We start from the raw sequence: 14,149 nt of genomic DNA, 5'->3' as shown, positions 1-14,149 counted from the left end.
TCATGACCGATAAGACTCCTTCAGTCGACGACCAGTCGGCGGGCCAAGAACTCAGCATCGAGCAACGGGCAACAGTCGGCCTTAGCCAAGGTGCGATCGTTCGTCGTCGCTTCCTGCACCACCGCGGCGCGGTCATTTCGGTCTTCGTTTTGCTGTTCCTTGTGCTGCTCGCGTTCACGTCTGTTGGCACCGTTTTTGGCGGAACCGGAAAGCTTGTGCCTGACTCCGAGTCAAGCAGGCTGATCATCGATGGCATTCGCATCCCCGGGTGGTGGACGTCGACTTGGTGGGAACGCTACGACATTCTGCTGCCCGGCGGTGCCCCAACCTTCACGTGGTGGCCACTCAGCTTTGGCGAGCATCCCTTCGGCCAAGACAACACCGGTAAGGATGTCTTCGCTCGTGTAATGCGCGGAATGCAGCAGTCGCTCAACGTTGTCTTTATCGTTGGCATTATCTCGACGTTCATCGGCGTCGTGCTTGGTGCACTCGCTGGGTACTACCGCGGGTGGGTCGACCAGCTCATCATGCGCATCACTGACGTGATCATCATCATCCCGCTGCTCGTGCTTGGTGCTGTTCTGGGTCGCACGATCGGTGGCGATGCGTTCCTGCTCGCTGGCATGATCGGCCTTATCGCGTGGACGGGGATGGCGCGACTAGTGCGAGCCGAGTTCTTGAGCTTGCGTGAACGCGAGTTCGTTGACGCCGCTCGCGTAGCCGGGGCGAGCGACTTCCGCATAATCTTCCGTCACATCTTGCCGAACACCGTTGGTGTGATTGTCGTGAGCGCGACGCTGCTTATGAGCGCCGTGATCCTTCTCGAGACCTCGCTGAGCTTCCTCGGCTTCGGTATCACCAACCCTGATATCTCGCTCGGACAGATCATCAGTGAGTACAACGAAGCGTTCAAGACGCGCCCGTGGCTCTTCTGGTGGCCCGGTCTCTTTATCGTCGTGATCGCGCTGTGCATCAACTTCATTGGTGACGGGCTGCGCGATGCTTTCGATCCGCGCCAGAAGCGCGTGCCGTCGCAAAATGGCATCGGCTCGCAGGTTGTTCGGTTCGTCAAGAGCTACGCACCGGGCGCACGCCCCGGCGACGAAACTGCTAACAGATGAGGGCGTCGACCCTAGCGGAGAAGCGTGAGCTAGCTGAGGGTGGTGAGCAGCACCGCCACGATCAGCACGGCGACAGCCGCGATCGTGCGGAAGTGCCACGTGACGCGCAGCTTCGTGAATTCGCTAGTCGCGGCATCCAAGTGTCCGTCGTCTCGCAACTTCTCCCAGTGACTGCGGATGATGTGCGCGGCCTGGCCCGAATCGGATGTAATCAGATCGCCGGGTCGCACCGTGCCGGCCAAGTAGCTCGACTCGGGCAGGTTAGCGCCATCTTGGCGCACCGCCGTGAACACCGAGTGTCGGCCGGGAGCGGGAGCAGCCCACGCTGTGACCGTGCCGTGTGGGGTCTCAAGGGTGAGCGCGTATTTAGTGTCGATGCGGCGAATCTCGGGCCACGCCACCTCGACGGTGCGCAGAACATTGCGCAGCGTAACGCCGGCAGCGGTGATGAGTACGGCGGGGCGCCAAAACATCGCCCAGGTCAGCAGCGAAACGAGACCGAGCACGGGAAGCACCTGCAGAGCATCCAGCCAGCGACCTTGAACAGTCGTGACGACGAGTGCGATAGCGCACGCAGCAATAACGACGATGGAAAGTACGCGCCCGAATCGCGAGTGCAGGGTGAAGTTTGGCGACACGGAACTATGTTCCCACGAGCGCACCGTATTCAGGGCGAAAGGCGAATCTCCTCATGACTGAGACATCAACTATTGGGACAACGACGAAAGCTCCGGCAATCGAGGTCACGAACCTCGGCGTCGAGTTCTGGGTCGAAGGCGAATGGGTCACTGCCGCCAAGGATGTGAGCTACACGCTTCAGGCTGGCGAGGTACTCGCAATCGTGGGCGAATCGGGTTCAGGTAAGAGCACGAGCGCGATGGGGCTTCTCGGCCTTCTCCCCGAGAACGGCCGCATTTCGGGCAGCGTGAAGCTCGCCGGTGAAGAACTCGTTGGCGCATCACAGCACCGCCTTCGTCAACTTCGCGGCAGCGGGATCGCCGTTATTTTCCAAGAGCCGATGACCGCCTTGAACCCGGTCTACACCATCGGTTTTCAGATCGTTGAAGCTCTGCAGGTGCACAACCCGGGAATGCTTCGGGTGGATGCCCGCAAGCGTGCGCTCGAGCTGCTCGCGATGGTTGAACTTCCTGATCCTCAGAAGGCTTTCGATTCCTACCCCCACCAGTTGTCTGGTGGACAACGACAGCGCGCCATGATCGCCCAGTCGATTTCGTGCGAACCGAGGGTTCTCATCGCGGACGAGCCGACGACGGCACTCGACGTCACCGTTCAGGCAGAAATTCTTGAATTGCTGCATCACCTGCGTTCGAAGCTTGACAGCGCCATCGTTCTCATCACCCACGACATGGGCGTTGTTGCTGACCTCGCTGACCGCGTGATGGTGATGAAGGATGGCGAAGTTGTCGAGACGGGAACGGCAGAGTCGCTGTTCGCCGGAGCGACGCATCCTTACACTCAGGCATTGCTGGCCGCTGTGCCGCACCTCGGCTCCGCTGGTGAGGCCTCGGCCTCGAAGGACGACCGCGAAGTCGTGCTCACGATGACGGGTGTCGCGATCGAATACCCGAAACGTGGCCGTGTGCCGGCATTCCGGGCTGCCGAAGACGTGAACTTCACGATCCGTCAAGGCGAAGTCTTGGGCCTTGTTGGAGAGTCTGGGTCAGGAAAAACGACAATCGGTCGAGCCGTTGTTGGGCTGCTTCCCGCAGTTGAGGGAACCCTCGACATCGTGGGCACCAACATGGTCGGCATCTCCAAACGTGATTTGCGCCTTGTGCGCCGTGAGATCGGCATCGTGTTCCAAGACCCGGGTTCGTCGTTGAACCCGCGTATGCCCATCGGCGAGAGCATCGGCGAGCCACTGCGGCTTGTTGGTGGCTTCACTCGTAAAGATGAAGAAGCTCGGGTCAGTATGTTGCTCGACCGCGTGCAGCTCTCTGCCCACATGCGCAACCGTTACCCCCACGAACTCTCAGGTGGTCAGCGTCAGCGTGTGGGCATCGCCAGGGCGCTTGCGCTGAGTCCCAAACTATTGGTCGCAGACGAGCCAACCTCCGCACTCGACGTTTCGGTTCAGGCGAAAGTTCTCGAACTCTTCCAAGAGCTTCAGCGCGAGCTGGGCTTTGCCTGCCTCTTCGTTTCTCACGACCTCGCGGTCATCGATATATTGGCTGACCGTATTGCGGTTATGCATCGCGGAAAAATTGTGGAGCAGGGCACACGCGACGAGGTGCTGCGGAGCCCCAAGGATCCGTACACTCAACGGCTTATTGCTGCCGTACCGTTGCCGGATCCCGAAAAGCAGCGTCAGCGTCGCAGCGAGCGTGAAGGCCGTGCGTCTTAGCAGGACGGAAATTTAGCAGACGGCGGGAACCCGATTCCCGCCGCCTGCCTCCCGTAACCACCCGGTCACGGAACGCGAAATCTTAACGTTCCGTGCTGGCTGGAGCTAGTGCCGTCGACTCATCAGTCGTGCTGGAGTCGGCGATTGCTGTGACTTCTTCGGTGGTGAGCGGGCTCCACGGTGATCCGTCGGGATCAGACGAGAACGCTGCCGGGCTGTCGCCCTGGGTCCACCATTTGGCTTCGTAGGGAACACCATCGAAGAGAACGCGGTCCTCTTCTTCGTACGTTGAAGCGCCATCCCAGTTCGGGTAGGTGCCCTCAGGTACCGTCGGAACTTCTACCGGGGTCTCGCCTTCAAGAACGGGCCCGACAAGCGTCCACGGGGTCTCCCACGAATTGAGCACTGGGTTGTCGGGCAGGTCTCCGCGCGTCCACCACTTAGCCTGGTACACGTTGCGGTGCAACACGACCTTGGCGCCGGCAAGGTAGCTGGCGTCTTCTTGCCAGATGGGGTACGGGCTGGTGGCCGGATCGTCGACGAAGTCCGAAGGATCAGACGGCTCTTCGGTGGTGATGGTTTTGGCAGAGTTTGCGAGGTGGCCGTCGAAGTTTTCTGCCAGCAGATCAGCGAAGAAGAGGTCGCCTTGATCCACGCCACTGCACGCATCCGAGACGCGAGTGACGTCGGCATAGTTAGGGCCACAGGTCGTGTCGCGGTTGAGCGACCACATCGACATGCGGCGGATTCCTTGTTCCGTCGCGAACTCGTTGAGCGTGGTGGCGTCTTTCATGGTGAAGACTTCTTCTTCGATGTCGTTCTGGCCGATCATCGGGGTCGCGCCGAGTTTCGTCCAGAGCGTGGCCTCCGTCAGTTCGATTCCCGCTTGGTCATAAAGGATGCCGAGCTGACGGTGGGTCTCCTGAAGGGCACGAATCGCGGCATCACCGCTGGTCTCGCCGTCGGTCAAGCTCTGACCGAAGTTCATCGTCATGATGTTGACACCGGAGACGTCTACGCCGGCATCCAACATTTGCGCGACTGCTGTGGTGCCATCTTCGGTGAGGCCGAAGGTGGCAGCGGGCAGTGTGAGCCAGACGGCGAGGTCTTCGCCAGCAGAGCGGCGCGACTGCTGCAGGTCAGCAATGGCGGCGGCGCGACGTTCACCGGCAGCGGTATCGCTGAGGTTCTCGCCCTCAATGTCGAGGTCGATCGTGGTGGAGGCGTAGCGGTCAATCACCGAGCTGTAGGCCTCAACGAGGCTGTCGTGATCGGTGCAGGATGTTGCGATCTCGTCGTTCAGCAGTCCGCCGAACGATACCCCGACATCCCCACCCTGCTGTTGCAAGCGTGCGATGCGGCGATCGAGGTCGAGCGATACTGCTGCCTCATCCATTGTGTAGGCGGTGCCCCAGGTGGGGGTGCATGCGTCATCGGTCGCGGCGACGATGAACGAGAGCATGACCTCTTTACCGCTGTCTGAGGTCGCGGATTCGAACTCGTAGCTTGGCGTTGCCGTGACATCCACGTAGGCGGCGAACCACGGGTCGGGGGCTGGTGCCGCTTGGTTGGATGCCCATGCTTGGTAGGCGAACAGGCCGCCAGCAGCAACGGCGACAGCCACAATCGCTGCAATAACGAGTCGCCAGAAGGAAAGACGACGGGTAGCTGAACTCATGATCGAACCTCTCTGGTTTCATCAATAGGGGGGAGCATTTCGGCGAAGACAATCGAGTCGCGCACCTTGCGGTGCGATCCGCTGTCATCCCCGTAGTAGAGGATCGAACGCCAGTCGAGCGTGGTCGATTCTGGCTCGGGCTCCGCCTTCTGGTTCTTGGGTTTGCGTTCGACGAACAGAGGACTAGTGACACCAATCCAGATGTCGACGATCGCATTCCAGATGCCGATGTAGGAGACGAGTGCGAGGCCAGCGAGGATCGTGTTGAACGCTGCGAAAGCGGCGTTGCCCCAGTTGCCGGCATTGAGGTCGCGCCAGAAGGTGAAGGCGGAGAACCCAATGATGATCAGCGGTGCAATCACATACAGCAGCGGGGTTGCCGTGCGGTTGCGCACCTTGGGGGTGCGAGCGAACGGAATTTTCTTGCTCGTGATTGCCTGCTCAAGCGACTTCAGCACGCCGGCCAAGTTCACCGGAAGAAGGATCAGGTTGAAGCCGTAGATGCGGAAAATGTCGCTGAACTTGTAGCCGCTGTAGCGCAGGTCGCTTCCCATTGCCAAGAAGTACGGAACCGCCGCAAGCAGAACCACTGGGCTCAGCAGTCGGCTGTCGTACGGATAGGCGAGGAGGAAGACGAGGCCGAAGCTGGCCCACGTAATCGACGTCATGTAGTTCACGCGCAGGAAGAACTCGGTCCACGGCACCGTTTCGCCACGGGCCCGACGTTCACGCATCTGGCGCATGAGCTTCGGCATGATCAAGAGACCACCGTTGGCCCAACGTCGGCGCTGAACGACCAAGGATCCGAAGTCGGGCGGGGTGGCGCTGTAGCTCAGGCGCTCGGGGTAGTTGACGAGCGTCCAACCGTGGGTGCCGAGGTCGATGCTCGATTCGGTGTCTTCGATAACCGTGCGGTCTTGAACGTATCGTTTGACGGTGAAGCCGCCCTCGGTTTCGGTCTCGACAATGTCATCCAGAGCAGCCTTGCGGATGACGGCGTTGGCACCCACCCAGAAGGTGGCGCCGTAGTACGACTTGCCCTGGTGCAGGATGTGCTGCAGGTCGGTCGTCGCGCCAGCGAGGCGTTCGATGCGGGTGTTGGCCCCGCGGAATGACGAGTACGGAGTCTGAGTTACCGCAACGCGAGCGTTGTCTTTTTGCTCGAGAAGGTACACGAGACGCAGGCAGTAGTCGCGCAGCAGCAGCGAGTCGGCATCGAGGGTGAGGAGGTATTCCGAATCGGGAATGGAGAGGTCGCCGGCTCCGGCGTGGGTAACGGGCCGCAGCACCGTGCCGTCGGGAGTTTCCTCGGGGCGATAGTTGCCACCCATCAGGCCGATGTAGGCGTTGAGGTTCATCGCCTTGTTTGCTTCGTGAGAAACGGAGGCGTACAGCTTGCGCTCGAAGGTCGACAGCTCAGCATCGAAGGTGCGCGCGAGACGGCGGTAAAGCTCGTGCAGTCGAGTTGCTGGCGGAACCATGTGCTCGTCGAGCGCTGCGCCCAACGCGTCGGCCGTCAGCTGCAGTTCGCCAGCCAAGCCCTGAAGAACCTGAGTGACAAAGAACTCATCAACGTGGTCGATGCGCTGTTCGTTGTCTGCCTTGTTCTCGAGCCACGCGGATGCCCACTGGTACTGACCGGCAAGATCCTCGAGCTCAGCGATGCCCATCGGGCGTTGTTGGCGCAGTCGTGATTCGAAGACCGACAGAGCATCAGCGAAACGTGCGCGGGGCGCTGCGAGCTCACGCTGAATCTCTTCGGTGAGCTGGCGCGACTTCGACAGCTGGGCTGCGGCATCCGGGTCATCGGGAAAGGGCGGGTCATCGAGCAGGAGCACGACGCGAAGGCTGGGGTACTCCTGGAGGCACGCTGACCAGAGGGTTGCGCGAACGACGTCGGGCTCTTCGCTGTAGCTAGGCACCAACACGGTGATGGCGCCCTGATTGTCGGCGAAGTGACGGTCGAGTTCAGCGCGCGGCACACGAGCGTGCGCGCGAAAACGTTGGAAGGCGCCGTGACGGGCGATCAGGTACATGAGCGCCGAGAACGTCAGGAAGGTCACCACGATGACGTAGGAGATGGCTTCCGTGGTGAAACGAAAACTCTCGGTGCCGTTGTTGATGAACTGACGAACGATCGTGTAGATCACGTAGGTCAGCCAAAAGACAACAGTGGCGACGATTGCTAGGCGAGCGAGCGCGATTTTGCGATCGCTCGGCGCGGGGTGAACGGTGGGCAGCGGTTCGAGGCGCGATTCAGCGCCCCACTGGCGACGCCGGGAAGGCGCAACCGTAGGATTTTTGGGCATAGTGGTTAGGTCCCTTGTGTGCAAGATCGGCATCTTTCGGGTAGACGCCGGCGGGTATCCTGCACGCCCCAGTATTCGCACTGGGTTTAGTTCTTGCAACAACAGGCTACGCGTCGACAAATTGGTCTACCCGCCAAAAACGGTCTAGTAAGCTGCGGAAACGCCGTGAATATCGCTGTTCAGCCCGGGAGGAACGAATGCCTCGTACCATCGCCATCATCGGCGCTGGTCCTTCGGGACTCGCCGCTGCTCGCGCTTTCGATAAGGCGGGCATCCACTACGTGGGCTTTGAGTCTGCTGACGATGTGGGCGGCCTCTGGAACATTGATAATCCACGCAGCACGATGTACGAATCCGCGCACCTCATCTCCTCGCGCACGACGACTGAGTTTCGCGAGTTGCCCATGCAGACGACGGCTGATTACCCGAGCCACCGCGAACTCAAGAAGTATTTTCGGGCCTACAGTGATCGCTTCGATCTGGGTGAAAAGTTCCTGTTCAACACCACGGTTGAACGCCTCGAACCGACCGACGATCACGGCTGGGAACTCACGAGCGTCACCGCGGGGCAGGAGCCGCGAACGGAACGCTTCGACGGCGTCGTGTTGGCTAATGGCACGCTTGCTCACCCCAGCATCCCGCAGTTCGATGGTGAATTCTTTGGTGAGATCATTCACTCGAGCCAGTACAAGAAAGCAACGATGTTTGCCGGTAAACGCGTGCTCGTGGTCGGCGCTGGCAATAGCGGGTGTGACATCGCCGTGGATGCAGTGCACCATGCCGACAGCATCGATTTGAGCGTGCGCCGCGGCTACTACTTTGTTCCGCGCTACCTCTTCGGCAAACCGGCGGACACCCTCAATCAGGGTCGCCCGCTGCCGGCCCGCCTCAAGCAGTTCGTCGACACGCGAGTGTTGCGCGCGTTCACGGGTGACCCGGTGAAGTTTGGCTTTCCGAAGCCCGACTACCGCATCTACGAATCACACCCGATCGTGAACACTCTCGTGCTCGGTCACCTCGGTCAAGGCGACCTGCGCGTGGTGCCTGCTCCCGAACACCTCAACGGAAGCACCGTGCACTTTACCGACGGCACCGAGGCCGACTATGACCTCATTGTGTTGGCTACCGGCTACTCGCTCGCGTACCCCTTTGTGGGGCGGGAATACCTGAATTGGTCTTCTGGCGCGCCCGAGCTCTATCTGAATATCTTTCCGCCCAGTTTCAATGGTCTTTACGTCATGGGCATGATCGAGGCCAGCGGTATCGGTTGGCAGGGGCGCTATGAACAGGCAGAACTGCTGGCGGCATACCTCGTAGCTGAAGAGGAATCACCAAGTGCTGCCGAGCGCTTTCGGGCTTCGGCCGCAAAACCTTGGCCGGATGTCACCGGCGGCTATAAGTATTTAGCTTTAGAACGAATGTCGTATTACGTCAACAAGGATGCCTACCGACGCCTTCTGCGTCGACTGCGAGCGACCCTCACCCGAAAGGCACACTCATGACCATCGATGATGCGATGCTCAATTTCAGCTCTGGGTCACTTGTTGCTCTCAGCATCGTCTTGGGTTTGATCATGTTTGGCATCGCCCTCGATACCAGCCTGCAGGACTTTCGAGCGGTGGTGAAAGCGCCCCGTGCTTTTGCAATTTCGCTGGTGGCCCAGCTCGTTCTGCTTCCTGCTGTGACCTTCGGTCTTACCTTGCTCCTGCAAGTCGGCCCGTCCGTTGCCCTCGGGATGATTTTGGTCGCGTGCTGTCCGCCCGGCAATATTTCACAAGTGCTGACGTATCGTGCGCGAGGCAACGTTGCCTTGTCTGTGTCGATGACCGCGGTCACGAACGTGATCTATATCGTCATGCTTCCCGTGAACCTTTCCCTGTGGGGTGGCTGGCACCCGACAGCATCCGCGATTCTCGAAAGCGTCAGCCTCAACGGCTGGCAGATGCTCTTAGAGATCGTGCTAATTATCGGGCTGCCGTTCGCCGTTGGTTTTGCGATTAAGCACCACTGGCCCCAGTTTGCACAGAAAGTGCAGCCGACCGTCAAATGGGTGAGCCTGCTGGCGCTGGTCGGATTCATCGTCGCGGCGCTCGCCGGAAACTTCACGTTCTTCATCGCCTATGTCGGCGTCGTGCTGCTGGCGGTCTTCCTGCACGATGCGGTTGCCTTGGGCCTCGGGTACGCGAGCGCCAGACTCGGCGGCTTAGCGCTGTATGAGGCGAAAGCGGTTACATTCGAAGTGGGAATCCGCAATGCCGGTCTCGGTTTAGGGCTCGTGTTCACCTTCTTTGGGGGATTAGGCGGCATGGCTGTTGTTGCGGGCTGGTGGGGCATCTGGGACATCATTGCCGGACTAGCCCTCGCCACGTGGTGGGGGCGCCGCACGGCGAAGGGCAACAAGGGCGCATCCGGCCCACAGTCCGGGGTGCCCGCGAGTGATTCGGAGGCAATCGCATGAGTCGAGTTCTTGTTACGGGAGGCAGCGGCTTCTTGGGAACCTCCGTAGTCGCCGGGTTGGCTGCATCCGACGCCATTGACTGCGTAGTGAGCGCTGATATTCGCACTCCTGGCCCCAGCGTTCGGCTGCCCGGTGTGCTCTATGAACGCTTGGATGTCACGGATGCTGGCGGTCTGCCCGACCTGTTGCGTCGCCACGAGATCGACACCGTTGTGCACCTTGCCTCGATTGTGAACCCAGGTAAGAACACGACGGTCGCCCAAGAATATGCGGTCGACGTCGAGGGATCGCGCGCAGTTTTCGCCGCGTGTGTCGAGGCGGAGGTCTCACGGATTGTGGTCTCGTCGAGTGGAGCAGCCTATGGCTATCACCCACTCAACGCTGAGTGGATCACCGAAACTGACCCTCTGCGCGGCAACGATGACTTTCCTTACAGTAGGCACAAGCGCATGGTCGAAGAGATGCTCGCAGAACTGCGGGAATCGGCACCGCAATTGAGCCAGACCATCTTTCGCATCGGCACAATCTTGGGGCCGGCAGTCGACAATCAGATCACGGCCCTGTGGGAAGGGCGTCGCGTGTTGAAGTTGAGCGGCTCCCACAGTCCTTTCGTCTTTGTATGGGTCGACGACGTCGTGGATGTCATGGTGCTTGCGGCGACGGGTGGTGCTGCTGGCATCTTCAACGTGGCTGGTGATGGCAAGGTGCTCGTTGAGGAAATTGCCCGTGGCCTCGGCAAGAAGCTCATCGTTTTGCCGCCGTGGGCGTTTGCCGCCGTATTAGGAATAGCTCACGCGTTGCGGCTGACCCCGCACAAACCAGCCCAGGTGAAGTTCTTGCGGTATCGCCCGGTACTCGAGAACACCGCTCTGAAAGAGGTGTTTGGGTTCCGCCCCAGCATGACGAGTCATGAGGCGTTTAGTGCTTACCTTGAGGCCCGAGCGCTGAGGTAGGGCTTCGCGGAGCGTCTCTGGAGTTCCTAACGAGGCAAAACCCGTGCTCTGTATACAGTTCACTCAGAATTCGGCTTGATTTCTTCTGATTCAGGCCTAGACTGAGGTTCTTGTATACAAAACACCATGCTGTCGATCAGGGGAGGTGCGCTTGGCAACACCAGTGAGAGCCAGCGAACGCGCATACCAAGCCCTGCGTGACGACATCGTTGAGTGGCGCCTAGCCCCAGGAACAATTCTCGGAGAAGTTGAACAAGCCGCACGGCTCGGGGTATCCCGAACGCCGCTACGAGAAGCACTTTCTCGACTGATGACAGATGGTCTGGTAGCGAGCCAATCCGGTCGAGGACTCGTGGTCACCGGCGTCTCGGTCGACAACATCCGCGAACTTTTCGATGTTCGTAAAGCGCTCGAAGTGAAAGCAGTGCGTCTGGCTACGCAGCATCACACCGGGAGCGTTTTCGCCGACCTTGAACGTGAATTCGAGACCGTGCCAGAGCTGCTCATTCGTGACGACAGTGACCGCAGTGCCTACTTTGATCTCGTGCGTCGCTTCGATGACGCTGTCGATGACGCGGTGGAAAACGACTACCTGGTTGGAGCTCTTAACTCGCTTCGCACCCACCTCGTGCGCGTGCGTCGCCTCGCGAAAGACAACCCCGAGCGTCTTGCTGCTGCCGCTCGAGAACACCTCCTTATCGTGCAGGCCATCGTCGCTGGCGATGCTGAGCTTGCCGCGCACGCCACTCATGTTCATCTCCATCACGCGCTCACCAGCGCATTAGCCATGGCCGCAGATTCCCCCCTGCGCGCCGCCAATTGAAAGGCACCACTGTGAAAGACCACGCCCTCCGCGTTTACCGCAGCGACGAAAACCTCGCTCGCGAAGACCAGCTCGCCCACAAGATCGCGGCGATTGCCGCTGAACAGCTTGAACCAACGGATGCCGTGACCGACATGGTCATCAACCGCGTGATTGACAACGCTGCTGTTGCCACCGCATCCCTCACGCGTGCGCCGGTGGTAGCTGCTCGCGCGCAGGCTGAACGTCACCCCTATGAGCCCGGCTCCACCGTCTTCGGCTCTGATCTGCGCGTCAGCCCCGAGTGGGCGGCCTGGGCCAATGGTGTTGCCGTTCGCGAGCTCGACTACCACGACACTTTCTTGGCCGCCGATTATTCGCACCCTGGCGACAACATCCCGCCGATCTTGGCTGTTGCTCAGCACACGGGTCGTACTGGCGCTGACGTGCTTCGTGGCATCGTCACGGGCTACGAAATCCAGATCGACCTCGTGAAGGCGATCTGCCTGCACAAGCACAAGATTGACCACGTAGCTCACCTCGGCCCGAGCGCTGCTGCCGGCATCGGAACCCTCCTCGGTCTTGACACCGAGACCATCTTCCAAGCCGTTGGCCAAGCGCTCCACACGACAACCGCGACGCGTCAGTCGCGCAAGGGTGAGATCTCCACCTGGAAGGCACACGCTCCTGCTTTCGCCGGCAAGATGGCGGTCGAAGCCGTCGACCGTGCCATGCGCGGACAGACGAGCCCCACCCCGATTTACGAAGGGGAAGACGGCGTGATCGCGTGGATGCTCGATGGTCCAGACGCGCACTACGAAGTTCCGCTGCCCGAGCTGGGGGAGCCGCGCACCGCGATCCTCGACTCGTACACGAAGGAGCATTCGGCCGAGTACCAAGCGCAGGCGTGGATCGACCTCGCCCGCAAGTTGGGGCGCGAGCATCCTGAACTGGTCGAAGCGAACATCAACCGCATCGTGCTGCACACGAGCCACCACACCCACTACGTGATCGGCTCGGGCGCCAACGACCCGCAGAAGTACGATCCCAACGCGAGCCGAGAAACGCTCGACCACTCCATCCCCTACATCTTCACTGTTGCCCTGCAAGACCAGGAATGGCACCACGTCAACAGCTACGCCCCTGAGCGTGCCAACCGCGCGGACACGATTGCGCTGTGGAAGCGTGTCACCACGCAAGAAGATGCTGAGTGGACACGTCGTTACCACTCCATCGACCCCGCCGAGAAAGCATTCGGTGGTCGCGTTGAGATTGAAATGACCGACGGCAGCCGCATCGTGGAAGAGATTGCCGTTGCTGACGCGCATCCGCTCGGTGCTCGGCCCTTCGCCCGCGAGCAGTACATCACCAAGTTCCGCACCCTCGCGGATGGCGTGCTCGCGAGCGACGAGATCGAACGCTTCTTGGCTGCTGCCGTGCGACTGCCGGAACTGTCGGCATCCGAACTGGGGGAGCTCACCGTACGCGGAAACTTCCCCGCCACCACCGCCAAAGGAATCTTCTAATGCTGTACGCCGAAACGTCTCCCGCAACCAAACGTGCGCAATTCCGTGAGCGTCTTGCCAGCGGTGAACTGCTGCGCGTACCGGGCGCATTCAACCCGCTGAGCGCTCGCCTGATTCAAGACAAAGGCTTCGACGGTGTCTACATTTCTGGTGCCGTCATCAGCGCCGATCTTGGCCTGCCCGATATCGGGCTGACGACCCTCACCGAGGTTGCCGGTCGTGCCCAGCAGATCTCACGGATGACCGACCTCCCGTCGCTCGTCGACGCCGACACTGGATTCGGCGAGCCCATGAATGTGGCTCGCACCGTGCAGACTCTCGAAGATGCTGGTGTCTCTGGCCTCCACATCGAAGATCAGGTCAACCCGAAGCGCTGCGGACACCTCGACGGTAAAGCCGTCGTCGACACGGATACTGCGCTCAAGCGCATCCGGGCAGCAGTCTCAGCACGACGCGACCCGAACCTGCTGATCATGGCGCGCACCGACATCCGCGCCGTTGATGGCCTAGAGGTGGCAATGGACCGCGCCAAACAGCTTGTCGATGCGGGCGCCGACGCGATTTTCCCGGAGGCGATGAAGGACCTTAGCGAGTTCGAAGCGATGCGCAAAGCGGTGGATGTTCCGATCCTCGCAAACATGACAGAGTTTGGTAAGAGCGAACTTTTCACCACAACGCAATTGAGCAATATCGGCGTAAACATTGTTATTTACCCCGTAACCCTGTTGCGTAGTGCAATGGGTGCTGCAGAGCGCACCCTTGATGCAATCAACGCCGACGGCACCCAGCAGTCTGTTGTCGGTGAGATGCAGACGAGGGCACGCCTGTATGAACTGCTTGACTATGAGAGCTACAACTCTTTCGATTCGTCGGTGTTCAACTTCACCCTCGATAGCCACTACTAACACACGCGCACACCAACGCACCAAGACTATTA

11 protein-coding genes are annotated in these 14,149 nt (G+C 60.2%); 8 read left to right on the top strand and 3 right to left on the bottom strand.

The annotated features are described in order from the left end of the window. Positions 1-2: 2 nt before the first annotated feature. Positions 3-1,121 (top strand): ABC transporter permease, encoded by a 1,119-nt coding sequence (locus FFT87_RS13875; protein WP_219949264.1) that lies wholly within the window; start codon positions 3-5, stop codon positions 1,119-1,121. Between the two features lie 29 nt (positions 1,122-1,150). Here FFT87_RS13875 and FFT87_RS13870 read toward each other — a convergent pair whose 3' ends face one another. Further along, positions 1,151-1,759, bottom strand: coding sequence for a PH domain-containing protein (locus FFT87_RS13870; RefSeq protein WP_219949263.1), 609 nt, complete (start codon positions 1,757-1,759; stop codon positions 1,151-1,153). Positions 1,760-1,812: 53 nt separating this feature from the next. On the opposite strand from FFT87_RS13870, the gene FFT87_RS13865 reads away from it, so the two are divergent. Further along, complete coding sequence (locus FFT87_RS13865) at positions 1,813-3,486, top strand: ABC transporter ATP-binding protein (protein ID WP_219949262.1); 1,674 nt, start codon at positions 1,813-1,815, stop codon at positions 3,484-3,486. An 82-nt stretch (positions 3,487-3,568) separates the two neighbouring features. Here FFT87_RS13865 and FFT87_RS13860 read toward each other — a convergent pair whose 3' ends face one another. Then, entirely contained in the window at positions 3,569-5,164 is a 1,596-nt protein-coding gene (locus tag FFT87_RS13860) for a chitinase (protein WP_219949261.1), read from the bottom strand. Further along, a complete protein-coding gene (locus FFT87_RS13855) occupies positions 5,161-7,473 on the bottom strand; it encodes a glycosyltransferase family 2 protein (protein WP_219949260.1) in 2,313 nt (770 codons plus the stop codon). Before FFT87_RS13855 ends, FFT87_RS13860 begins: the two co-directional genes overlap by 4 nt. 197 nt (positions 7,474-7,670) lie before the next feature. Between FFT87_RS13855 and FFT87_RS13850 the strand changes: the two genes are divergently transcribed. The 6 genes from FFT87_RS13850 (at position 7,671) to prpB (ending at position 14,117) form a co-directional block, all read left to right on the top strand. Continuing rightward, complete coding sequence (locus tag FFT87_RS13850; protein ID WP_219949259.1) at positions 7,671-8,975, top strand: NAD(P)/FAD-dependent oxidoreductase; 1,305 nt, start codon at positions 7,671-7,673, stop codon at positions 8,973-8,975. Next, a complete protein-coding gene (locus FFT87_RS13845) occupies positions 8,972-9,931 on the top strand; it encodes a bile acid:sodium symporter family protein (protein WP_219949258.1) in 960 nt (319 codons plus the stop codon). Before FFT87_RS13850 ends, FFT87_RS13845 begins: the two co-directional genes overlap by 4 nt. Then, complete coding sequence (locus FFT87_RS13840) at positions 9,928-10,884, top strand: NAD-dependent epimerase/dehydratase family protein (RefSeq protein WP_219949257.1); 957 nt, start codon at positions 9,928-9,930, stop codon at positions 10,882-10,884. The genes FFT87_RS13845 and FFT87_RS13840 overlap by 4 nt, the downstream gene beginning before the upstream one ends. Positions 10,885-11,047: 163 nt before the next feature. Further along, the gene (locus tag FFT87_RS13835; protein WP_219950851.1) at positions 11,048-11,707 is read left to right on the top strand and encodes a GntR family transcriptional regulator; all 660 of its coding nucleotides are present in this window, start codon (positions 11,048-11,050) and stop codon (positions 11,705-11,707) included. A gap of 11 nt (positions 11,708-11,718) precedes the next feature. After that, positions 11,719-13,212: an MmgE/PrpD family protein gene (locus tag FFT87_RS13830; RefSeq protein WP_219949256.1), complete on the top strand. Its 1,494-nt coding sequence runs from the start codon at positions 11,719-11,721 to the stop codon at positions 13,210-13,212. Further along, complete coding sequence (prpB, locus tag FFT87_RS13825) at positions 13,212-14,117, top strand: methylisocitrate lyase (RefSeq protein ID WP_219949255.1); 906 nt, start codon at positions 13,212-13,214, stop codon at positions 14,115-14,117. Before FFT87_RS13830 ends, prpB begins: the two co-directional genes overlap by 1 nt. The last annotated feature ends 32 nt before the right edge of the window (positions 14,118-14,149 follow it).

Origin of the sequence: Salinibacterium sp. M195 (genome assembly GCF_019443965.1) — a bacterium.
Lineage (GTDB): Bacteria > Actinomycetota > Actinomycetes > Actinomycetales > Microbacteriaceae > Rhodoglobus.
The sequence above is the reverse complement of the archived record's forward strand: the minus strand, read 5'-3'. Positions and strand labels throughout refer to the sequence as shown.